General features: G+C 47.5%; 27 protein-coding genes. All 27 read left to right on the top strand.

Going from position 1 to position 23,095, the window contains the following annotated elements:
• Positions 1-145 precede the first annotated feature (145 nt).
• Complete coding sequence (locus H7T88_RS06990; protein WP_090918345.1) at positions 146-346, top strand: YqzN/YkzM domain-containing protein; 201 nt, start codon at positions 146-148, stop codon at positions 344-346.
• Complete coding sequence (locus tag H7T88_RS06995; RefSeq protein ID WP_221787781.1) at positions 346-1,809, top strand: phage tail sheath subtilisin-like domain-containing protein; 1,464 nt, start codon at positions 346-348, stop codon at positions 1,807-1,809. The genes H7T88_RS06990 and H7T88_RS06995 overlap by 1 nt, the downstream gene beginning before the upstream one ends.
• Before the next feature lie 199 nt (positions 1,810-2,008).
• Positions 2,009-2,416, top strand: coding sequence for a phage tail tube protein (locus tag H7T88_RS07000; protein ID WP_123063182.1), 408 nt, complete (start codon positions 2,009-2,011; stop codon positions 2,414-2,416).
• 157 nt (positions 2,417-2,573) lie between these two features.
• Entirely contained in the window at positions 2,574-3,008 is a 435-nt protein-coding gene (locus tag H7T88_RS07005; protein ID WP_090918338.1) for a phage tail assembly chaperone, read from the top strand.
• Between the two features lie 35 nt (positions 3,009-3,043).
• The gene (locus H7T88_RS28665; RefSeq protein ID WP_260510781.1) at positions 3,044-3,166 is read left to right on the top strand and encodes a hypothetical protein; all 123 of its coding nucleotides are present in this window, start codon (positions 3,044-3,046) and stop codon (positions 3,164-3,166) included.
• A 25-nt stretch (positions 3,167-3,191) separates the two neighbouring features.
• The gene (locus H7T88_RS07010) at positions 3,192-5,006 is read left to right on the top strand and encodes a hypothetical protein (RefSeq protein WP_221787782.1); all 1,815 of its coding nucleotides are present in this window, start codon (positions 3,192-3,194) and stop codon (positions 5,004-5,006) included.
• Positions 5,007-5,062: 56 nt separating this feature from the next.
• Entirely contained in the window at positions 5,063-5,695 is a 633-nt protein-coding gene (locus H7T88_RS07015) for a LysM peptidoglycan-binding domain-containing protein (RefSeq protein ID WP_221787922.1), read from the top strand.
• Positions 5,692-6,681: an XkdQ/YqbQ family protein gene (locus H7T88_RS07020; RefSeq protein ID WP_221787783.1), complete on the top strand. Its 990-nt coding sequence runs from the start codon at positions 5,692-5,694 to the stop codon at positions 6,679-6,681. The genes H7T88_RS07015 and H7T88_RS07020 overlap by 4 nt, the downstream gene beginning before the upstream one ends.
• Positions 6,674-7,084, top strand: a complete 411-nt coding sequence (locus H7T88_RS07025) for a hypothetical protein (protein ID WP_090918335.1) — start codon at positions 6,674-6,676, stop codon at positions 7,082-7,084. Before H7T88_RS07020 ends, H7T88_RS07025 begins: the two co-directional genes overlap by 8 nt.
• Positions 7,077-7,532, top strand: coding sequence for a DUF2634 domain-containing protein (locus H7T88_RS07030; RefSeq protein ID WP_090918333.1), 456 nt, complete (start codon positions 7,077-7,079; stop codon positions 7,530-7,532). The genes H7T88_RS07025 and H7T88_RS07030 overlap by 8 nt, the downstream gene beginning before the upstream one ends.
• A 4-nt stretch (positions 7,533-7,536) precedes the next feature.
• On the top strand, positions 7,537-8,676 hold the full coding sequence (locus H7T88_RS07035) for a baseplate J/gp47 family protein (RefSeq protein ID WP_221787784.1): 1,140 nt from the start codon (positions 7,537-7,539) through the stop codon (positions 8,674-8,676).
• Entirely contained in the window at positions 8,669-9,244 is a 576-nt protein-coding gene (locus tag H7T88_RS07040) for a YmfQ family protein (RefSeq protein WP_221787923.1), read from the top strand. The genes H7T88_RS07035 and H7T88_RS07040 overlap by 8 nt, the downstream gene beginning before the upstream one ends.
• On the top strand, positions 9,244-10,482 hold the full coding sequence (locus tag H7T88_RS07045; protein WP_221787785.1) for a tail fiber protein: 1,239 nt from the start codon (positions 9,244-9,246) through the stop codon (positions 10,480-10,482). Before H7T88_RS07040 ends, H7T88_RS07045 begins: the two co-directional genes overlap by 1 nt.
• A gap of 24 nt (positions 10,483-10,506) precedes the next feature.
• Positions 10,507-10,926 (top strand): phage tail terminator family protein, encoded by a 420-nt coding sequence (locus H7T88_RS07050; protein ID WP_221787786.1) that lies wholly within the window; start codon positions 10,507-10,509, stop codon positions 10,924-10,926.
• Positions 10,927-10,956: 30 nt separating this feature from the next.
• Positions 10,957-11,202, top strand: coding sequence for a YqzN/YkzM domain-containing protein (locus tag H7T88_RS07055; protein ID WP_260510762.1), 246 nt, complete (start codon positions 10,957-10,959; stop codon positions 11,200-11,202).
• Positions 11,202-12,518, top strand: a complete 1,317-nt coding sequence (locus H7T88_RS07060; protein WP_221787787.1) for a phage tail sheath family protein — start codon at positions 11,202-11,204, stop codon at positions 12,516-12,518. Before H7T88_RS07055 ends, H7T88_RS07060 begins: the two co-directional genes overlap by 1 nt.
• Position 12,519: 1 nt before the next feature.
• Positions 12,520-12,978, top strand: a complete 459-nt coding sequence (locus tag H7T88_RS07065) for a phage tail tube protein (protein WP_221787789.1) — start codon at positions 12,520-12,522, stop codon at positions 12,976-12,978.
• Between the two features lie 227 nt (positions 12,979-13,205).
• Positions 13,206-13,628 (top strand): phage tail assembly chaperone, encoded by a 423-nt coding sequence (locus tag H7T88_RS07070; protein WP_221787790.1) that lies wholly within the window; start codon positions 13,206-13,208, stop codon positions 13,626-13,628.
• Between the two features lie 199 nt (positions 13,629-13,827).
• Positions 13,828-15,906 carry a phage tail tape measure protein gene (locus H7T88_RS07075; protein WP_221787792.1) on the top strand — a complete coding sequence of 693 codons (2,079 nt, stop codon included), beginning with the start codon at positions 13,828-13,830 and terminating at the stop codon, positions 15,904-15,906.
• A complete protein-coding gene (locus tag H7T88_RS29020; protein ID WP_221787794.1) occupies positions 15,907-16,605 on the top strand; it encodes a LysM peptidoglycan-binding domain-containing protein in 699 nt (232 codons plus the stop codon).
• Positions 16,606-16,618: 13 nt separating this feature from the next.
• The gene (locus tag H7T88_RS07085) at positions 16,619-17,629 is read left to right on the top strand and encodes an XkdQ/YqbQ family protein (protein ID WP_221787795.1); all 1,011 of its coding nucleotides are present in this window, start codon (positions 16,619-16,621) and stop codon (positions 17,627-17,629) included.
• Positions 17,630-17,635: 6 nt separating this feature from the next.
• Complete coding sequence (locus tag H7T88_RS07090; RefSeq protein ID WP_260510763.1) at positions 17,636-17,893, top strand: DUF2577 family protein; 258 nt, start codon at positions 17,636-17,638, stop codon at positions 17,891-17,893.
• Positions 17,890-18,306, top strand: coding sequence for a DUF2634 domain-containing protein (locus H7T88_RS07095; RefSeq protein ID WP_221787796.1), 417 nt, complete (start codon positions 17,890-17,892; stop codon positions 18,304-18,306). Before H7T88_RS07090 ends, H7T88_RS07095 begins: the two co-directional genes overlap by 4 nt.
• Positions 18,299-19,357, top strand: coding sequence for a baseplate J/gp47 family protein (locus H7T88_RS07100; protein WP_221787797.1), 1,059 nt, complete (start codon positions 18,299-18,301; stop codon positions 19,355-19,357). Before H7T88_RS07095 ends, H7T88_RS07100 begins: the two co-directional genes overlap by 8 nt.
• Positions 19,354-19,899 carry a putative phage tail protein gene (locus H7T88_RS07105; protein WP_221787798.1) on the top strand — a complete coding sequence of 182 codons (546 nt, stop codon included), beginning with the start codon at positions 19,354-19,356 and terminating at the stop codon, positions 19,897-19,899. Before H7T88_RS07100 ends, H7T88_RS07105 begins: the two co-directional genes overlap by 4 nt.
• Positions 19,899-22,550, top strand: coding sequence for a hypothetical protein (locus H7T88_RS07110; protein WP_221787799.1), 2,652 nt, complete (start codon positions 19,899-19,901; stop codon positions 22,548-22,550). Before H7T88_RS07105 ends, H7T88_RS07110 begins: the two co-directional genes overlap by 1 nt.
• Before the next feature lie 12 nt (positions 22,551-22,562).
• Positions 22,563-23,060, top strand: a complete 498-nt coding sequence (locus H7T88_RS07115; RefSeq protein WP_221787800.1) for a hypothetical protein — start codon at positions 22,563-22,565, stop codon at positions 23,058-23,060.
• Positions 23,061-23,095 lie beyond the last annotated feature (35 nt).

Below are 23,095 nucleotides of genomic sequence, written 5' to 3' on the forward strand. Positions count from 1 at the left end.
CAGATCGTTTTATACCTTAGCTTATGTAGACTCATAGCTTTAGTAAGACTGCTTCTTCGTAGAAATTTTATAGATTACAGGATCAAAAATTCATAGGTGAGACGAGATCATTTGAACTTTGTTAGATCAACGAGGTGAGAGATACATGGCAAGCTTTTTGAAAAAAAAGTTACCGGTTCTCCCGCAGTATACGCGGGCTGAACTGATGAATCATTCGGAAGCCCTCTTTGCCGTGAAGGCAGAGGTGCTGGCTGGTGCGCTGCACGAAGCGGCGCACCAGACGTTTTCCATTGAAGAAGCACAGGCAAGAATCAACCAATTTTTGAAAGCGAAGGTGAATGAATAATGGCAGGTGGAACTTGGGAACAAACAAATCGTCCGGTCCTTCCGGGATTGTATATGAATTTTCAGGCGGCGGCGTCTTCGGCTATTCAGGCGGGCAGTCGTGGAACGGTCGTTGTGCCGGTCAAGGCTAACTGGGGTCCGGTGGACACGTTTGTGGAAGTAAGCAGTGAAACGGCAATTGAACGTACATTTGCGGCAAATGCACTGGATAACGGCACGGCCTATGCGTCTTTGAAGCTGGCTTTACTTGGCGGACCGAAGAAACTGCTCGCTTATCGGGTGGCAAGTTCGGTAGCGAAAGCAGCTACGCTGACGCTGAAAGACGGTGGTGGTGCGGATGTGCTCCAACTCGATGCAAAGTATCCAGGCGACCGTGCGAATGGCTTCTATGTAACGATTCAGCCAGGTGTGATCGACAATACGAAGTTTGAAGTGCGTTTGTTTGAAGGCAACCGCATGTTGTATGCGCTCTTGACTGCAGATGTTACTGCTGTAACTCTTGCCAAAGAGATCAATGCCGATGAGCAAAACCTGTGGATCACGGCTCAGGCGATTGGAGAAGGGACTGGGGAGGTTGCGAACGTATCGGGAGCGGCTTTCAAAGGCGGCGTAAGCGGCAATGATGCACTGACGAATGCAGAGTACATTGCTTTGCAGGGCGCGCTGGAAGGCGAACAGTTTGATGTGCTTGCCCTGGATCATGCGGCGGATGCAGCGTTGCTTGCGAGCTTTGCGGCGTGGGTCAAACGGGTTCGCAGTGAAGGCAAGCCAGTCATGGCTGTATTCGGTGGCTCCACAGCAGACGATACGTCTGCTTCGGCAGCTCAGAAGGCTGCAACGCGCTCCCTTACGCTGAACCATGAAGGTGTGATTAATGTGGGCACGGGCGTGCGTTTGGGCGATGCTTTCTATAGCTCCGCACAGACCTCGGCTTATGTTGCAGGTCTTATCGCCGGACAACGTCTGAACGAATCCACGACATATGCGGCAACACCGTTCGATGATGTTACACGCCGCTGGACACGCGCCGAGCAGGAGCAGGCTGTACAGAATGGCGTATTTATTTTCTTCCACGATGGACGCCGGGTTAAAGCTCTCCGTGGCGTGAATACTCTGGTTACCCCTGCTGCCGGACAAAATAATGCGTGGAAAAAAATCCGGTCGATCCGGGTCATGGATGCGATTAATACAGATTTGCAGCGCTCCGCAGAAGATACGTATATCGGCAAAGTGAACAATACCGAAGAAGGTCGTCAGGCATTGATTGGTGCGATGAAGGCTTATTTGGCGTTGCTCGCACAGAGCAATGTTATCGAGGCCGAAGGGTATGATGTTGTTCTCGACCCGGCATATTACGGTGATGCACCCGTGCTGAAACCGGAGGCAGATCAGGTATTCCTGCAATGGAATGTGAAGCTGACGGATGTGATGGAGCAACTGTTTGGTACGTTTTACGTGCAATAAGGTAAAAGGCTTGAAAGCAGGCTAACAGGCTAGTAGATCATTTTGTGAAAAAAGTAGAAGGACATGTTGAGTGGTTGGTTTATACAAATAACGGGGAGAACAGCGAAATTCTAGGGATACAGTGATTCGGAGGATTTCTGACGGCATCGTTATGATGTGTGAACAATAACCACTCAACCATAAAAAGGAGGAAATATACATGTTGGATGCGTCAAGAGTAATTCTCGGTACCCACGGTCAATTGCATATGGATGGTGTGTGGCAGACCAATATTAACAAGCTGGAGGCCAGCGTAGAGATTGAGAAACGAGAGCTGAATCTGGTCGGCAACGAGTGGAAGGTTCACAAAAACGGTGCTAAAAAAGGTACAGGTACGATGACAGGTTACAAGGTTACGTCCGATATGATCAAGCGCGGCTTCACCAAATTTCAGATTATCTCCAAGCTGGACGATCCCGAGTCGTACGGACATGAAAGTGTGCTGCTGAAAGGTTGCATGGTAGATAAAATTCAGCTGGCGAACTGGACGGCAGGCGAGGAAGTGCCGGAAGAAACGGGCTTTACCTTTGAGGGATTCGAATTGCTGAATCCGATTGTAGCGAACTGATTTTTATGAAAGGTTATTGAACTTGTTAACAGCAGGCAAGGGCACTGAAGCAGACCGGGAACCTCTCGGTCTTTTTGGTGTCTTAAGATGATTATGAAATACACACGGAAGCACTTCGAATTCAGAGAATACATGAGAAAAAGGAGATTTTTAACCGATGAGTATGAATGAAAATTTGTCCGAAGAGCAGATTTTGGATCAGTTGTTTGAGGCGGCAGAACGTCTGCCAGAAGAAAATGTGCGTATCCAGCGTCTGGATCTGCTACTCACCTTGCGTGGATTGACTTCTTCCAAAGTGGATCAGATTCGCGAACGCTGTACGATTCGCAAAACGACAAAGGGGCGCACCGAAGAAAAGGTGGATACCGAAACGTTTAATGCCCTGCTGATCTCCGAGGCTACGGTGAAAATGAGTGTACGCGGACTGGAACTGTCCGGCTGGGGAGACAACCGCATCACAGGACGTATGAAGTTGTCAGGTGGAGAGCAGGCGGTGCGCCGTATGTTGCTGGCTGGTGAACTGGATGCGGTTGGTGACAAAGTGCTCGAACTATCCGGCTTCGGCGTGGAGATTGAAGACCTAAAAAACTGATTCACTCCGGCGGGATGACCACGTTCCTATATCACATGTGGGTGCGTCATCATCTCCGTCCCGGAGAGTTCTGGTCTTTGCCACGGGGGGAGCGCTCGCTTTTGCTTGCTTTCTCGGAAGAAGAGATGGCGGCCATATCCGCTCAAATGAATCGTTAAGCCAAACAGGCAGGAGGTGAAACAAATGGCAGAAATGATTATCGGGTTATCCCAATCCAACACACAAATGAAGACGACCCTTCGTTATCTGGATCAGATTCAACGTTCCACAGATCGTTTAAACCGGGTGCGTTATCAAGGGTTGATCAAAGTGAATGATGAGCTGAGAACCACCGGACGCAGACTAGAGAGCATCTATAGTACTGCTGTCCGCCTGAGCCGCTTGCGAATCACACCGAGAATTGGATTGGATGATCAGCTCAGCCCGGCTTTGGATCGTGCGTTGATCAAACTGAACAGCTTCCGTAATCAGTTAGTAAAGGCTTCGGGAACGGTATCGGTTGAGGTGAAACAGAAGGTTGAAGTGGCGATGGGGAAATTGACCCCGGCTAGCGGGCCTTCATTGGCGTTGAACATTGGGAACAACAACAATACAGTTAAGAATGTGGCGAAAGAAGAAGATAAGAGTTGGCTTGAGAAAGCCAATGAATATGTAGAAATGGCTAATAATTTTAATGATCTCATTGATAACTTCGTGGATAAATTCGAAAAAATTAAAGGCCTATTTACTAAAAAGAAAGGGAGTAATACAACTGATCCAACCACAAGTCCTGCAGCTAAATGTTGCTGTTGCTCTAGCGGTGGTCGAGTAGGAAGTGTTCGAAGAACAGCAACTAAAGGTAACCGTCAAACACGTACTAATAGTAGAAATGGCGGAGACGTTTCTAGAAATGCACCCACTCGGAGAGTGGCTGGTGGAAGAGGAAGAAGATCTGCTTCGAGAGCACCCAGCCCTGCGTCTGTGCCAAGGCCAAATGTCCCAAGAATCCTTACAGACACTTCAGATCGTGCTGTAAATGAAGCAAGAAATATGAATCGAAACCGGGGAATTGGCGGTGGCAGAAGATCCAACCTGGTTTCTGGGATCATGTCCTCTTCACCAATGGGAATGTCTAACTTGTTTTCGGGAGATGGCATGTTAGGCAAGTTGGGTGGCGGCTTTGCCAAAGGTGCAAAGAAATTGCTAGGCCCAATCAGCATGCTGGCAGACGTGGCTAATATCGCCAATGCACCTGCCGAGGAGAGGGGCAGGGCAGTTGGCTCTATGATTGGCGGAACGGCGGGTACTGCGATTGGTAGCGCCATTGGTAGTTTTATTTTGCCAGGAATCGGTACTTACATTGGTGGTGCTGTTGGTGGTTGGGCTGGTGGTGAAGTGGGAGGCTGGATTGGAGATAAGGCGAAGGATATCGGTAGCTTTGTATCCAATGCATCGGAAGGTTTAGGCAACGCGTTATCTGGTGCTGCTGACTTCGTCTCTGAGAAAGCAAAGAGTCTCACTGAGGGATTTTCTAATTTTTTCGGTTTTGGATCGAAAAAAGAAGAACAGACTACTCCGCCTGCAACCATTGCTTCAACCCCTTCCGTACCTGCAGCGCCGCAAATGCCGCCAGCGTACAGGCCAGAATTTTTATCGATCACCGGACCCGAAGCTTATATGAACAATCGATTGGGCTCACCGACAGCTACGGGTTTGATTGGAACAAGTATGATGCAATCTCAAGCGATGGCGTTAAATCAAACGGGACAGCAGAGCGGTAAAGCATCGCCACTCACAGTAAGTATCTCCGAAGAACAGATGAGCAGTCTGGCAGGTTACCTTAAGGATTTCAAAACGGAAACGACCAACCAGATTTCGGTGAATGTTGCGCCGGGAACGGTACAGGTGACGGTCCGCGAGAACGCAATTGATTACGATGCTGTGACTCAACAGGTAGGGCAACGGATCTCGAACGAGCTCCGCCGGGCGATGCAAAATCGCAAAACGATTATGGCCTAAGCAGAAAGGAGGCCGCAGATATGTCTGTACTTGAAGATAAAGTTGGTCCTAACGAAATGTCGTTCACGTTGAAGGATGGAAGTACTTCGTTTGTATTCCCGGTGAACCCGGAAGAAGTCAACATTTCCAGATCCAAAGGATACGAAACTATTAATATGTTGGAGCATGGCGAGTTTGATTTTGCACAAGGGGAGAAGGTGAAGGAGATCACCTTCTCTTCTTTTTTTCCCAAAGTGTATGATCCATCCTATTGCATGGACGAGAAGTATTTTCTAGATCCACGCGTGGCGCTTGATGTATTGAACAATTTTCTCATCTCCAAAAAACCGATGCGTTTCATCATCTCGGGGACCGGAGTGAACGTACCTGTGTTTCTGATTTCACTCAATTCGAGTTTTCGCGGCGGGGAGCCTGGAGATATATATTTCGATCTGACGCTGCGAACCTGGCGGGATTCGAAAGTGGAGAAAGTGGGTTCGGGTGCTGCTGGTAGCAAGTCTGGTTCACGTACCGATCTGAAAAAAAATAGCAAGACGTATACCGTCAAAGCCGGGGATTCCCTGTCCAAAATAGCCAAGCTTGAGCTCGGAAATAGTTCCAAATGGAACGAGATTTACAAGCTCAACACCAAGATCATCGGTAGCGATCCGAACCGGATCAAGCCGGGGCAAAAGCTGGTGATGCCATGACCTACAAGGTCATTGTCGATGACAAGTACGATATCACCAAGCTGGTGGAGACGATTACGCTGAAGGACTCACTCGACCAGATTGCCTATCAGGCGAACATCCGGCTGGCCGTGTCGGCATCTTCAGGTCTTCCTGCGATTTCACCGGGCATGGCGGTACGGATCAGCGGGGTTCCTTTTGGCGAAAAATCAATGGTCTATCTTCTCCATCCAGCGGTCATTTGGGAAGCGGAAAGCTCCAATAGCGGTACCAAGCGTTTGTCCCTCACGGTCTACGACCGAATGATTTATCTCGAAAAATCGGAGGATGAATTCCTGTTTCCCAAGGATCAGACGGCAGTACAACGGCTCAAAGCTTACGCTAAGGAATGGAAAATTCCTTTGGCTACGTTGCCAGAGATCAAGACCAAGCTGGGTAAGGCGGTGTATCGGTCACAGACGATTTTTTCGATGATATTTGCCGATCTGAAAGAAACAGCCAAGTCCGGTGGAGACATGTACCACCCACGGATGATGCCTGAAGGGTTGCAGTTGTTCAAGGTAGGTAGTAACACGAAGGTGCACGCGCTGGATCGGCTAATCGATCTGACGCAGATGCGTACACTCGAAGGCGCAGTCACGAAAGTAAAGGTGATGGCAGCGTCTGAGTCTGGCGGTAGCGGTAAAGAGGTGCCTTCCAAAGTGTTAGCGATTGAGCAGAGTGATACAGAGCAGCTGGGTACATTGCAAAAACTGGTCGAGGACGATCAGGTAAAAACAGCGTCCGCCGCAAAAAAACTGGCGAAAAGCAAGCTGACAGGCATACAGGAGACGTTTACGATCTCGGCCCCGGATATCAATACGATTCGCGCAGGAGATGCGGTCATGCTGAAAGGTCTAAAGCTGATCGTCATGTCTGTCAGCCGGGATCTGTCAGCCGGGCCGGGCACGATGACGCTGGAACTGGGCACGGCGGAGCTGGTGAAAAGGAGGTTTTATCTTGAATAAAGAAGATCCGTATGGGCAGTTTGCCGATGTGATGCGGGGAGCGATGAGCACACATTCCCGTCAGGCGGTGAGCGGTCTGGGCGCGGTGCTTGGTACGATCACGGCGTCTGGTGTGAAGCTGGACGATTTCAAGCACGAAGTGCAGGACTATCTCGTGGCTGAGCTACCGGGCACGCTGGGGTTGCCGGAGCGCGAGCAGGCTGGCGCGATTTCCGGGATATCTGACGTGGCTGGCGGCGGTACGACGGGCACGGGACGCTTTCTTTTGCAAAAAGAGGAAGTGGAAGAAGCAGTCTGGTCTTTGGGCAAAGGTTTGAAAGCCGGGGATCGCGTGCTAGCGATGCGGGTGAATGGAGGGAACGATATTGTGGTGCTGTGTAAGGTGGTGAGTGCGAATGCCTAGTTTGTTTCCGGAAACGGGTATGGTCTGGGGAGATGAAGAGGACCTGTCGGGTGCGGCTTCGGAAGAAGTGCGTTTTGGGCGAAGCTGGCGCTATGACTATGATGCTGGTGATTTTGTGTTGACTCCAAGTGGCAAGGTGGCTACAGCAGACGCGCATGAAGCGTGGGTGCAATGGTGTATCAAGGCGGTGAAAACTCCGCGGTACAGACATGTGATCTACTCTCGGGACTACGGTTCGGAGCTGGAGGATCTGATCGGTCAGGGGGATAGCCGCGGTGTGATGGAAAGTGAGATTGCCCGGATGGTGACGGAAACGCTGCTCGCTGATCCTCGTACGGATGCGGTGGACCAGTTTATATTCGATTGGGACCGGGAGCAGTGCGGGTTTACGTGCCGGGTGATGAGTGTGCAGGATGAGATGTTTATTCTGGAAAGTGAGGTGATCTGACGGGATGGCTGAGATTCCGCGTTATTTGGAGGGCCAGACGGAGGAACAGATTATGCAGCGCATGCTGGATCGTCTGCCCGCGGATCTGGACAAGTCGGAAGGGTCGTTTTTGTGGGATGCGGAGGCTCCGGTAGCTTTTATGCTGTCCGAGGCGGCGCTTTGGGCGCAGGAGCTGTTGCGGCGCGGATTTGCCAGTACAGCGGCGAGCCGTGATCCGAATTTTCGTTCGGAGGAACTGGATTTGCGCGCGGGGGAACATGGCATTACACGCCGGGCGGCGGTGGCGGCACAGGGCACCGTGAAATTTACGGGTGAGCCGGGGAAAGTCGTGCCAGCAGGTACGGTTGTAGCTACGCTCGCAGATGAGGTGTCCGGTGAAGCGTCGCTGGAATATGAAACGGTGGGCCGTGTGGAGCTGGATGAGGATGGTCTGGGAAGTATAGGGGTACGTGCGCTTGTCGCCGGAAAAGAGAGCAATGTACCCGCAGGCACGTTAACCGTGCTGTCTACACCGGTAAGCGGCGTGACGTCCGTGGTGAATACGGACGTCATCAAGGGCGGTGCGGACATCGAGGCAGATACCGCGCTGCTGGAGCGCTTTTATGCCAAAGTCCGCAACCAGGGTACAAGCGGCAACAAGGCACAGTATGTGCAATGGGCCAGTGAAGTGCCGGGCGTCGGGGCCGCGCGGGTGATCCCGCTATGGCAGGGGCCGGGCACCGTTGGGCTGTATCTGCTCGATACGGACAAGCGTGCTGCGGGATCTGATCTGGTGGCTGCGGTGCAAAAGTATGTTGACCCCACGCAAGATGGACAAGGCGAGGGCGTTGCCCCGGCTGGACCTGTTGTGACGGTGATGCCGGCAGAGGAAGTGCCGATGAACATTCAGGTGAAGCTGACGCTGGCAAGTGATGCCACGCTGGCGGATGTCCGGGCATTAATCGAGCGCGGCGTGACAGCGTATTTGAAGCAACTTGCTTTTGCCGATCCACTCGTACGTTACACTCGTATTGCTGCGATTCTGCTGGACATCCCGCCGATTATTGATTATTCGGAGCTAACCGTGAACGGTGTAAGCGACCAGAATATCGAGATGACCGCCAGCCAAGTGGCTGTGCTGGGGACGGTGGATGTGCATGAGTAGTGCTGGACTAACGAGTGAAAAGGGGCGAGAGATGTTCTCGTATTTGCCCCAATATTATGAGACTTCGCGTGTGATGCAGGCCGATATGCAGGCCAAGGGCAGTGAGATGGATTTGCTGTACCAGGCTCTGGACGAGACGCTGGAACAGTTTTTTGTCCGCACGGCGACATGGGGGCTGGACTTCTGGGAGCAGGAGCTTGGTATTGAGACGGATCGTCTCAAACCTGTAGAGCAGCGGCGTGCTGTGGTAGAGTCGAAGCTGCGCGGAGCAGGTAAGTTTTCGGGCAGGCAGGTCGCAAATGTGGCCGAAGCGTATGCCGGGGGGAAGGTGGATGTAACTTTTCAGCCGGAAGCGTGGAGCTTTACGGTGAGTTTTGTAGACACGATGGGCGTTCCGCCCAATATCGATGATCTCAAACGAGCCATTGATGAACTGAAACCAGCTCACATGGCCGTGGAATATAAATACCGATATCTAGTCTGGGATGACTTGGATAAGAAGCAGAAAACTTGGGATGAACTTGATGCCGCGTCCCTGACGTGGAATGAACTGGAGGTGTGGGCGTAATGCCAAAGGAAACCGATCGATTGAAGCTACCCCTTCCCTTGGGGAACGAGACAGTAACGAGGGAAAGTATTAATGGAATTTTTGAAAAGATTGACGCAGGCGTTGCAACACGTGAATCCATCCTTATATCTGCGGGCTCTGATCTTAATAGCTATATTACAGAAGGAGAATATTATTGCCCAACGAATGCCACAGTAGGAACTTTAGCTAATTCCCCAGTAGGAGTAGCCTTTCATTTGACAATAGAAAAACATGCTGGTGTGGTCCAGACTCTAACAACATTTGAACCGAGTAACCTACAAGTTTTTCAAAGGAATTACTATGTCGGCTGGGGGCCATGGAAAAAAGTACCCACAAGGGATGATATTGAAGAAGTAAAAGTATACACCGATCAGAAAGTCGGAGAAGTCGTTATTGATGATGCATCCTTAACAAATAAGGGAATCGTGCAACTGTCCAACGCAGTTGATGGTACCCGTGAAAATCGGGCTGCTACGGAGAAGGCGGTTAGGGATGCAGCTACAGCAGCTGAAACAAATGCAAAAAATGCGAGTTTACCAAAGTCAGGAGGCTCATTGGTAGGCGATGCGGGAGTGTTAAATCTTGTTGGATCAACTCATGTTTACCAAAGTTTTTTGCCAGCAGGTGTTAATGCAGGGAGGAAGGGCTACATTGGCTTTGGCACTCCCGGTGGAATTGATTTAACAATTGCGAATGAATATGGAGGAGAATTGATTTTTAGAGATAAGAATGGACCTACAACTCTTTCGGATTTAAAGTCATCTGTCAGTAGTGGGAAAGCGAGCATTGCTGCCGCCATTACTGGCAAAGGTATTCCAACGGCAGCGGATGCTTCATTCCTGATGATGTCCAATAACATAAGCTCACTTAGAACTAGTATAAAATTTAAAAGTGCTACAGTTTCTGCTTCAGGAGGGAGCATCTCATCTTTATCTTTTAAGCCTTTATTCTTATTAGTGCAAAGTTCATCATATCGTGAAGTTGGCGGTATGATTGGAAGTGTTAGATCCAATGGTAATATTTTAGCTTGGTTAGACGAAAGTAATACTTTAAAGAGAAGCACTTCTGTGGGAGCAAGTGCTGGTACTAGCTCTCCGGAATCGTCGAATTTCGATTTTTCATATGTTGAGTTTGGAGAAAGAAGCGTAAATTTCGGAGTTCAATATTATGCTCGATCTAACCAGAATTCTTTAGAGTGTTTTGTCTTTGGTCTGTAGTTTTAATTGAAAAGGAGGTGAACCATGACCACAACCCAACTTACTAGTGCCATCGCAGCAACACTATCACATCATCTCCCTAACATCCCAATCCAGCCTGCAACGGGAACAATAGCTCCAGATACCCAAGGGCTAACCTACCGCCTACTCGCCGCCAAACTAACTCGTGAGCGCAGTGATCGATTCGTGCAATCTCACATCTTCGAGATTCGGTGGCTGGATGGGAGCAACATTCCCGAAGACTTGCCAGACAAGCTCTTTGAAGCACTCGAAACAATCGAAGTGGAAGGTACGCCCTATCGAGCAACAGAACTGCGATGGAAAGCGTGGGGAGAGACACCCAAACTGTGGGTGTATTACACGATGCGAACCATCAAATTGTCGGGGTCCTCCAGTCCAATGCAACTGCTGGAACAACGACCAACTGCTTTGAAATCACCATAGTAGGATGAACTTATTTTAGGAGGACTTATTATGAGAGGAATAGGAGGCGCGCTCGCGATGTTTACCAAGAAAGAAACCGATCAAAGGAAGAACCTGGAAGAAACAGAACAGCAGCATAACGATACCGAATATAAGAAAGAACAGTTTGCCGACGCCCGGCAGTTTAGCCGGTTGGAAAAAGATATTTTGGTAGCCGTTCTATCGGAAGAAAAAACGTACACCGTGCAAGCTGCACAGCAACACATCCAACAATTTATGAATGGGGAGGCACAATAATGGCTGGAGGAACATGGACAACTCAAAATAAGGTACGCCCCGGCGTATATATGAACTTTGCATCAGAGGGCACTTTACCGGGAACGGTTGGAGAGCGAGGAACGGTGGCTTTGGCACTTCCCATGTCATGGGGGCAAGCTAATACGCTCCTGACGGTACAGGCAGGTGAAGATGTACAATCGAAGCTTGGTTATGACTGGACAGCACCACAACTGTTGCTGATTCGTGAAGCGTTGAAACGTGCACAGACTCTACTTTTATATCGTCTTAATGAAGGAACGAAAGCTAAAGCCACATTGGACACCCTTACAGTAACTGCTCAGCATGGCGGCGTTCGAGGAAACGACCTGGCCATTGTCATTTCAGCAAATATGAATGAGCCGGAACAATTTGATGTATCTACTTTGCTGGCAGGTAAAGAAGTACACAAACAGACGGTGTCCAACATCGGTCAACTGCATTCCAATGCATTTATCACCTTCACTGGCGAAGGCACGCTCACGAATACGGCTGCTCTTCCGCTAACAGGCGGAAATGATGGTACATCTACCAACCAGGAGCATGCCGATTTCCTGAGCAAACTGGAAGTACTTGATTTCAATACGGTTGGTCTGATCTCGGATGATGCTACATTGAAATCCGTGTACACCGCATATATCAAGCGTTTGCGCGATATCGAGGGCAAGAAGGTACAACTGGTGCTTTCCAACTATCCAGCTGCGGATCATGAAGGTGTCATTAGTGTGAAAAACGGAGTTGTGCTTGCGGACGGTACTGTGCTTACACCGAAACAAACGGTAGCTTGGACTGCCGGTGCAACGGCAGGGGCTAACCTGAACGAGTCTCTAACCTTCCGTGCGTATGACGATGCTGTGGATGTAAATGGACGGTTGACACACACCGAGACAGAGGCGGCACTGCGGAGCGGCGAGTTTGTATTTACAGCAAGCAGTAACCGTGCGCTGGTTGAGCAGGATGTGAACACATTCCGTTCCGTAACCCCGGATAAGGCACGTCATTTTGCCAAAAACCGTGTGGTGCGTGTTCTGGATGGTATCGCTAACGACATGAAACGTATTTTTGAATCCTATTACATCGGCAAAGTAAACAACAACGAGGATGGGCGCAGTCTGTTCCGCTCGCAATGTGTAACTTATTTGAAGCAGCTTCAAGACATTGGAGCAATTCAAAACTTTGATTCCAAAACCGATATTACCGTGCTACCGGGCAATGAAACCGACAGTATTTTGATCGAAGTGCAGGTACAACCTGTGGATTCCGTTGAAAAAGTATACATGAAAGTGAAGGTGGTTTAAGATGGCATTTTTGAAAGCAAGCGACACGATTTCCGGCCAAGAGGGCCGTGCATATGCAACCATTAACGGACAGACGGAAGAAATGTTCTATGTGAAGACACTGGAAGCAACGGTGGAGAAACAAAAAGCTGAGGTTAAAACTCTGGGTCGCCGCGGCGTGCAGCACAAAGCGACAGGCTGGTCCGGTTCAGGCTCCATGACGATTTTCTATACCACTTCCCGTTTCCGCGAGCTGATGCTTCAGTACATGCAAAATGGCGTGGACACCTACTTCGACATTGAAGTAACTAACGAAGATCCGTCGTCTACCGTTGGTAAACAGACCGTGACCCTCAAAGGTGTTAATCTGGACAGTGTAATCATGGCATCGCTGGATACCGAGGCGGAGGCGCTGGAAGAAGAAGTGAGCTTTACGTTTGAAGATGTAGATATGCCTGTGTCCTTTAATCTTCCGAAGTAAGCGATATATGAGAGTAGCACGTAAACCAAGATTAATAATAAATAATCGAGCATTGGTTTTGTAAAAGAAACCGGTTCAACTTGCCTGTGTTACGGGTTATTTGGCGTGTCCAAATTTTTTAGGTATTCGCTCTGAACATAGCGAGCTTTGCTTGTAAATAGCCCAGTATAAATGCTCTTCGCCGCTCTATGCGGCGGGGAGCCCTAATTTAAGAGGAGGAACTAAACATGAGTGGATTGAGTATGTTTTTTGCACAAAATGCAGTAGCGGATACAACGGAGGAATTTATCGTCTCTCCTCGTTTCAAAGATGACAAAGGTGCACCGGTTGCCTGGAAATTGCGAAGCATGACCGAGGACGAGAACCAGGAATGCCGCAAGGCCGCTACCCGCAAAATCAAGGGCAAGAATGGTGTCTACACTCCTGATATTGATGCCAATGATTACATGGCTCGTTTGATGACGGCAAGCGTGGTCTACCCGGATTTGAAAAATACCGAACTTCAGCGCTCCTATAATGTGATGGGTGCAGAGTCGCTTTTGCGCAAAATGCTGTTGCCTGGTGAATTTGCTTCGCTGGGTGAACAGGTACAGAAGCTGAATGGTTTCAATCAGGACATGAACGAATTGGTGGATGACGTAAAAAACTAATCAAAGAGGGCGATTCCGAGGCCAATCTGGCTTATTACGCTCTCCATGAATTAAAGATTTTGCCGCATGATCTAATGGCTTTCTCCATGCGAGAACGAGCAGCCATCTATGCGATGATCCAGGTCCGGGTGGAGGAAGAGAAGAAAGAGCGGGCGAGAAGCCGCATGCGGAAGAAATAGTGGAGAAAGGAGGGAAATGAATGTCGGACACGAGCATAACGGTAATCAATCCTCCGACGATTAATAATCTGATCAATAATTTGAATCTGGTCCAAGTGAAAACGACAGAAATTATCAATAATTTCAACCAGATGAATCAAATTAACTTGAATCAGTTTAATCAAACCAATATTGCCAATCACTTTAATCAAGTGAATCAACAGATGAATGTAACCATTAACTTGATGGAAAAGTTGGAGGATACAGCTGATGATACAACGGATAAACTCGGAGATAACTTAAGTAAGCTCTCCAAGTGGCTGCAGATGATAAAGTCGGCTGGAAGCATCGTGTTAAAAGCGGCCGCTGAAGAAGAAGACTTTAAATATCGTTATATGGTAGCTGCTCAAGATCCGGAAATTGGTGAAGGGATTTATCATAAATTCCGAGATCAGGCTTCTAAAAAGGGGCAAAATGTGAATGATTCACTTAAGGCATCCCTTGGTTATTTGCCAATGGCACAGAATACAGGACAAGTAGAGCAGTTAAATGACCTTACGCAACGCCTAAGTATGTTGTCACCAGATGGCAAAAGTCTGTCGGATGCTTCTGGTGCCATCCAAAGCGCTATGAATGGAGATAACGGTGATTTGGCAAGTCAGTTTGGAATCTCCGAGAGCACATTGAGTGGTGCAGGTTTGGAAGGATTTATTCAAACGAAAGATTTGGATGGTTTTATCCAGGGCTTGCAATCGGTTCTTGAAATGCAAGGTTATACTCAAGAAGCATTTGATACGATGCTGGATTCTCCATTACAAAAATGGACCGCTCTGGTGAATCAGTTCAATGGCATCCTATCTGAGGTCGGTACAAAAGCGTTGGAGGTACTTTCTCCAGTACTTGATCGACTGAACGAAGCGATGAGCTCAGGACAGTTCAGCAGTTTTATTGAATGGATCAGTGGAGCATTTGCGATCATCGCTCAGGTCATTGTTTTTATTGTTGATGGATTCGTAAATTTCGCCACAGCTGTGCAAGAAAACTGGGATATTATTGCGCCTATTTTGACTGCAATCGCTGTAGTTCTGCTAGGTAATCTTATTATTAAACTTGGTGTTGTTATAGCTCAGTTTTTGATGTTGGCAGCAGCTAATTGGCCTATATTACTTATAATTGGTGCTATTACAGTACTTATCTATATTTTGCAAGCGTGTGGATTCACCGCTGGAGATATGGTTGGAACGATAATTGGTTACTTTTACATGGTATATGAGCATATGAAATCGATTTTCGCATCCATCCTGAATTATTTCATGTCTTGGGCCGAGTTCGTCATTAATGTTTTCAAAGAACCGACTTACGCTTTTAAAAAGTTGTTTGCTGACATGGGGCTTATTGTTTTACAAATCTTATACAACATAACAAAAGGGGTAGAAGATTTCGCAATAGGATTCAAGGATCAAATCAATTGGATAATTGAGGGCATTAATACAGTTATACCTTACCTGAATAAAATTTTTGGTACAGACTGGGGTGGAATTGAACTTGTATCAGATGACAATATTCACTCGATGAGTGAGAAGATCAAAGGACTAATGAATGATCTTGAAGATAGTGTTCCTGAGAATAAAGAAGATGTTGTTAAATTATGGAGAATGGATGCATCAGCAGATTATAAGAATTCATTTGACCAAGGGTTTAAGAAAGGCCATGACTTAGTGGCTAACACTAAAAATCCATTTTCCCAAACTTCCGATGAATTGCCCGGCGGCTTTGGCAAGGACTATAAACCCAAAACACCTCCTATGCCACCGATACCAACAGCACCTGCCCCCACAAACATGAACAATATGAGTAACCTCAACAAGATTAACAATATCGGACAGGTGGACAAAATCGGTGATGTGGATGGCACGGTGGATGTAACGAGTGAGGACTTGAAACTGATGCGTGAGCTTGCCGAGATGCAGGCCATTCAGCGATTCGTCAGTCTGACGCCAACCGTGCAGGTGACGACAGGTGATATCAATAGCGGACATGATGTGGACAGTATCATTAGCAAAATTACCGAAGAAATGAACAGTCAGATCGTCTCGGGTGCCCAGGGGGTGTATGGATAAGTGAGCTATTCGATACAGCTTAGCTTTAACAACCGCGCCGAATATATATTTTTTCCGGTTATACCGGAGAGTATTGAGTTTTCAGATGCAGGGGATGGGAGCACGTTTAACGTTAGTCGTCTAGGGGAAATTAATGTGATCAAGTCCCCCAAACTACGTGAAGTGAGCTTCAGCGGCATTTTTCCGGCAGATTACAGTCCGTATCATTACAAATATGACGTAAAAGACCCGAAAGTAAAGAATGAGTTTTACCGTGATCCCTACGAGTACGTGAAAGATATCATCCGCTGGATGCAGACAGGGCGCCCCGTCAGGCTAATCTTTTCGAGTGAAAGATATACGGTTAACATGGCCGTCTCCATTGAGAGCTTCGATTGGAAGGAGACAGCGGGAACGGTGGGCGACGTGCAGTATGATATCAAGCTGAAGCAGTATGTTTTTTATGCTGCCAAAAAAGTAGTACCGCTGAAGAACAGTCAGAACAAGGCCGAAGCTTCGAAAACGAAAACCAAAGCCTCCCGGCCGGATGAAAAAGTAAAACCGAAAACCGTAACGCTGAAAGCCGGAGACTCCTTATGGTCTGTCGCCAAAGCTCATCTGGGTGACGGAGCACGCTGGAAAGAGTTGCAGAAGCTGAATGGTATCAAAGACGCACAGCTCAAGAAGCTGCCTGTTGGTCTTGTTATCAAGCTTCCGTGAAAGGAGAGACGATATGCAAAAGGAAATCCATCTGGACAACAGGCAGATCATTGAGAAGGAACAGCTATTGCTGGATGACAAACAGGGAAACATCTGGGATATCAGCGACATTGCTGGCGAGATTACGTACAAGACTTCACGTATCGGCAAGCCATCCTCTCTCGAATTCACGTTGATTAAGGGCAGCTTGTTTCAGCATCGAAAGTTTAGCTATGAGAATGGTTATGTAGTGAGGTACACCCGTGGAAAACAGGGAATATTTTACGGATATATCTTTTCTGTCGACAGTGGCAAGGACGAAAAAGTAAAGATCAAAGCCTATGACCAGACACGATATCTAACCGCAAATCAGACGTATAAGTTTGTTAACGCAACAGTAGCGGATGTCATCAAGCGGATTGCAACGGATTTCCAGTTAAAAATAGGAGATTTGAAGCAACCCAATTACGCTATTCCGCGCATGGTTTTTGATAATAAAAAGCTGATTGATATGATCTGCGAAGCTCTGGACAGAACGCTGATTTATGGCGGAAAAAACTATATTTTCTACGATGATTTCGGCAAGCTTGTCCTTCGAGATGTTGAAGAGATGCCCTATGGCTTTGTGATAGGGGATCATAGTCTACTAACGGACTACAGCTATACACGATCCATCGACGACCAGACTTATAACAAGATCAAGTTATACCGGGATAACAAAGATACGGGCAAACGGGAGACGTTTGTGCATCAGGACTCAAACAGCATCCGTCAATGGGGGATGCTTTTTTTGTACCAAAAAGCGGACGATGGTCTGAATAAAGGTCAGATTGATGACATGCTGAAAACCCTGATGACCTTGCGTAACCGTGAGACACAGAAGTTAAAGGTGGATGCCATTGGCGATTTCAAGGTGAGAGCCGGGAGTTTTGTCAATATTCAGATCGATGAATTGAAGATCAATCAATATTTTCTGGTGGACGAGTGTACGCACAAGGTACAGGGGGGTGTGCACACCATGTCTCTGGATTTGAAGGTGGTGTAGCCATTTATGATGCTTGATGTGATTAAAAAGGCGGCAGTCGCCGCCGTAGATGCTAAATCTCCCGTACAAATTATGTACGGAACTGTAACGAATACACAGCCTTTGGAGATTACCGTGGAACAGCGGCTTGCGCTAAGTGACCCTTTTCTCGTTGTCACGGAATCGGTGGCACAGAAAAACTGGATGATCGGTGACTCGGCCCTATTGCTACGTGTGCAGGGCGGGGACAGTTATGTTGTGCTGGATCGGCTGGTGAAACCATGATTCCACAAGGTTCTCAGATCGGCGGGGAGGATAATCTGGAAGAAGTTTCAGTGCTTCCAAGTTTGACCTACGTACTGCAAGCCTCGGGACAACGGATCGGCAGACTTCAGTTGGATGGAAAAGAGGCCGTTAAACAGGCGGTGTACAAAGCTTTGTCCACACGTCGTTATGAACATCTGATCTATTCATCTGATTATGGAATGGAATGGTCTTGGGAAGGCATTTCCGGGAGATCCATGGTTGAATCTGAATTAGAACGCTGGATTCAAGAAGCATTGCTTTCGGACGACCGGATTTCGGAAGTCACTGAATTTGAGTTTGTCCATGAGCCGGATGGCGTTAAGGTTTCTTTTACCGTGGCAACAGATTTTGGCAACTTCAGGCAAGAGACGGAGGTGAATATGAATGTATGAACAGGAGACATTTGAGGTCATTTTGAACCGGATGTTGGATAAAATTCCGGATGGTGTGGATAAACGCGAGGGCAGCATTATCTATGATGCTCTCGCTCCAGCAGCAGTGGAGATGGCTCAGATGTATATTGAGCTGGATATCAATGCGAATCTTAAATTCGCGGATACCGCATCAGGTGAATATCTGGATCGTGCAGTAGCATGGTCAGGTATTAATCGCAAACCACCTGCAAGGGCGCGCTGGTCTGCCAGCTTTCAGGATCAAGAGGGCAAACCCGTGGAGATTCCAATGGAAAGTCGTTTTTCGACAGGAGAACGAGTGTACAGAGCGGTGGAGCGAATTACTGCAGGGCAATATGTGCTCGAATGTGAGATTGCCGGTGCGGAAGGTAACGAGTATACCGGGACACTGTTACCCATTGATTATATTGCAGGCCTGACCACCGCGAGATTAACCAAACTGCTTGTTCCAGGTGAAGACGAGGAGACGGATCAAGCTCTGTATGATCGTTATCAGGACAAAGTTTCCCGTCCGATCACAAGTGCCAACAAGTATCAGTATGAGCTGTGGGCGCGGGAGAATTCGGGAGTTGGCAAAGCGAAGGCCTTTCCGCTCTGGAATGGTCCAGGCACAGTCAAGGTAGCCCTACTTAATAATGAGATGCATGCTCCTGCGGAGGGAGTGATCGAGGCCGTGCAGCAATACATCGATCCTTCGCAGGATGGCATGGGGGAAGGGGCAGCACCCATCGGTCCGGTTGTCACCGTTGTAGGGGCGGAAGAAGTCCCGATTCATATCGAGGTGCAGGTTACGCTCGCATCAGGATCAACGTACGATGGGGTGAAATCCTTGATTGAGACAGGGGTGACAGCGTATCTGAAAGAGCTGGCGTTTGCTGATCCGCTCGTTCGCTGGACACGGATTGCCAATGTCATTCTGGATATTCCGCCCGTGATCGATTATAGCAATCTGCTGGTTAACGGTGGCATGTCCAATCTGGAGATTACACCGGGAGCTGTAGCCGTGCTTGGGACGGTGAAGGTGACGTGAGTAAAGCAGATGTACTGATGAACCTACTGCCCCCGCTATATGAAAATGTGCTGGAGATGCAGTTGCTGACACAGACAGAAGGTGCTGAACTGGACCAGCTTGCAGCCGGTGTGGGAGATGTATTGCAGCAGTTTTACCCGGAATCCGCAACGTGGGCGTTGGAGCGATATGAACATGATTTGCAGATTCCGACCAACCGTGCCAAACCGGACGATCAACGAAGGTCCGTCATCATCTCCAAAATGCGTGGCAGTGGCAAAGTTTCAGGTTCCATGCTAAAAAACGTTGCTCAGGCGTACGAAAACGGGGGCATTGAAGTGTCGGTTGATTCAAGTGAGTATCGCATCTTGATCCGTTTTATCGACACATTGGGACTGCCACCTAATCTGGACGATCTAAAAGAAGCGATTGAAGATATTAAACCGGCTCACATGACTGTCGAGTACCGTTTGCGGTATCTGACCATCGCCGAGGTTGAAAGCATGACTCTGAGTGAGATGGAACAAACCCGGCAGGATAAACTAGCAGGAGGTGGAGCGTAATGAGTGAACCAAAAACACCCAATCTGGGTTTGAATAAAATCGATCGTTCCTCGCCATCAACAACCTACTTTGATCTGGACAAATATCTGGATCAGAACTGGGAGAAGATTGATGATTTTGCAGAGAAGATAGGGGAACAGGCCGAAGAAACAGCAACGAAGGTAAGTAGTTTGCAAGAGAGGTTGGATACAGATAAACGAGGAGCTGCTACATTACAACCTGGCGTAAATGTAGTGAGTGCTAATCAGGAGGCAACGTTTAATCTTTCGAGCATTAAGGGGAGAACATTGGTTAATTTGCTGGGGCGTGCTGGAGGTTGTGAACAAGCAAGCTTAGTAAACTCCTATCAATCTACGATAACGGCTGATACATCTAACAAAGTACAAGGAAATCAATCTTTGAAAATTACGACAACAGCAACGCCAGCAGGAGCATTATCGATATCCCCTATTAATTTAAAATCAGGGAAGTATTATATTGTTCTCTCTTCAGCAAAGCTGATATCTGGAGAATTGGTAGGTATGTACTTAAATGAGCTTAACCCGAACAAAGGGAATGTTACTTCAAGTAATAGTAAAAGATTCAGTACGTTATGGGGAGCATATAGCATTTCTACCGATATTAGCACTTTTTTTGTTAGTCAAGTTGTTGGAGCATCTGGAAGTTCAGGGTATATTGATGCAATTAGACTTTACGAAATTAGTGCCTCAGAGTATGTTGCACTCGAAAATATGACAACGGAGCAGATTGCACGTAATTACCCTTACGTTGATAGTGTCCAACCAGTTTTAAATCCGTATGCCATTCGCTATGGACAAAACTTATTACCGCCATTTTATGAGTGGAGTGAGACAGCAATAGCAGGTCCAAGTGAGATCGAGGCACCCTACCAACTGAAAATGACAAAGGCAAGCGGTACGGTGGGTTTTAGCAATTTCATTTGTACTGTAAACGTGGCTCCCTCTACGGCATATACATTTTCAACTACTGTAGACGTGACTAACTTTGGTGGTAATGGAGTAGCTGGAGTTTATTGGAATGGATGGTACTACGATGAAGATGATAATGCCATAACGTCGTTTAATAAGCCTCCCTATGCAAAGGCAAACGGGAAGTTCACATTAGGGAATATCTTTAAAACCCCTGATAACGCGAAGAGTGTACGTATTGTTATCGGTTTTGATAGCGAGACAACAGGAACTGCAATTTTTAAGAATCCGTGTTTAAACTTAGGTACGTCAGCAATGACGTTTAAACCACGCGAAGACTCTTTTCTCGCACTACAAACTGAGCTACACGCCAATCCAGATACGGGAGAAAACCCGGATAGCGTTTTTGAGCGTGATGGTCAGTATTATAAATTGGCGAAGTGGCGTAAGGTTACGTTGGGTCCTGACATCAATTTTTCATTGTGGGGAGGGCAGAATGGTTTTAAGGTTGTTAATGCAATGCTTCCGGGACCCCCAGCCGTTGACGGATCAGGTACGCTGACGAAGTATCAAGGTAAAGTGATCAAAGAGACAGATTTCGTTACTGTAAACAGCGCAACGGATAATCTAAATATCGGTTCATCTGGTGCTAACGGGGTATTCGATAATTTTCAGATTTCTATTTCAAGCGCGGATAGTGGGTGGGGAGACAGCTATACTAACCTGACCTCTGATGAAATTAAGGCTTATTTCATGGGATATTTTATGTATACAGCTGGACAAGACCCGAATAACAATGGAGCCGGGTATAATGGGTCTGGAACTAAGGTATGGACACCATTACTATCCAAGAATTCACAAAATTTTTTTACGAAAGTGCCAACAGTTCCAGCACCAAACTGGACCTCATATCAACTTCTATACCAACTAGCTAAACCAATCGTTGAGCCGATCACGTCTGAGGGGCAATTGACGTTTATTGACGGGGATAATCAGATTGAAGTGGGTACGGGGATTGTATTACGCGAAGTAGCACCTACGCCGATTAGGGATGGTTACGGACGTTGGAATATTGGTAACATTTATGCTGGTCCAGGTGCTCAAGATTTTAAAAATAAATCAAAATTAGTTCTTAATGTATACAAGAATGGGAAATTGGATCCAATGTGGTTTAAATTTTCTGCCGCGCAAGAATCAATACTTGGAGTATCATATGATCCTACTGCAACCTACAGCGTCACATACCTGATGTTAGACAAGTATCCGGCTGTGGACATCACTGGTACGTATGCAAAGAATGAAAAGGCTCTGCTACTGGATACCGTCAAAACGTTGCAAGAAAACACTACACGCATATCCGTCCTTGAAAGTAAGAAAGCTGAGAAAGATAATCCTGCATGGATAACGCCGACATTGCTTAATGGCTGGATCAATTATTCAGCAGCATATCAACCTCCTGGTTATTACAAAGACAGCCAAGGGGTAGTCCACTTGCGCGGTTTAATTAGTAGCGGAACAAGCGGTACTGGAACATTCATTTTTAATTTGCCTGTAGGATACCGCCCCAAAAGGGCAATCTTATTTAACACACTTACATCCAACGGAACTACACTGGTGGTTGCCACATTGGAGATTGCGTCTAATGGAGTCGTGTACTTGGGATTCGCTGGAGGAAACACGTGGCTTAATCTAGAGAATATCTCTTTTCTAGCTGAACAATAAAGGAGGTTTACCATGAAAGCCGTACCTAAAGTAAATACAGACGGACTCTATTTAGAGGACGAATTAGTGGACGATGCCTTTAGTGGTATCGTCCCTTTTTATGCCAAACCGGAGCCTGTGGTATTTGACCCAAATCAGGTTGAGCAACCGGATGGTGTGAACGAAGAGGAACAGAAAATTGCTGGGTATCTGGTTGGCGTACCTGTTCCTGCTGGTCTGTTCCGGCCGCGCTTTGACTTGGCGGCTTGGGAAGCATACCAGGACGCTATGCAAGAAGCACCACAGGAAAGTTTGCCTAAGCTATGGGTGGAAGGGCTGAGCAAGGAAGAAATTGAAGAATTGACTAAGCCGCAGCCAGAAGAAGCGTCCGAACTGGACATTTTAAAACAGCGTCTTGCAGAATCAGAATTGGAAAACAAACGTTTAGCTGAGGAAAGTAATGCCAATCAACTGGCTTTAATGGAATTACACATGCTTGTGCTTAGTGTGGTACCGCCAAATCAGGGATAAGTTTGAAGGTTTGCGATCCACTAGCCTGTGATGTT

Origin of the sequence: Paenibacillus cucumis (ex Kampfer et al. 2016) (assembly GCF_019748695.1) — a bacterium.
GTDB classification, from domain to species: domain Bacteria; phylum Bacillota; class Bacilli; order Paenibacillales; family Paenibacillaceae; genus Paenibacillus; species Paenibacillus polysaccharolyticus.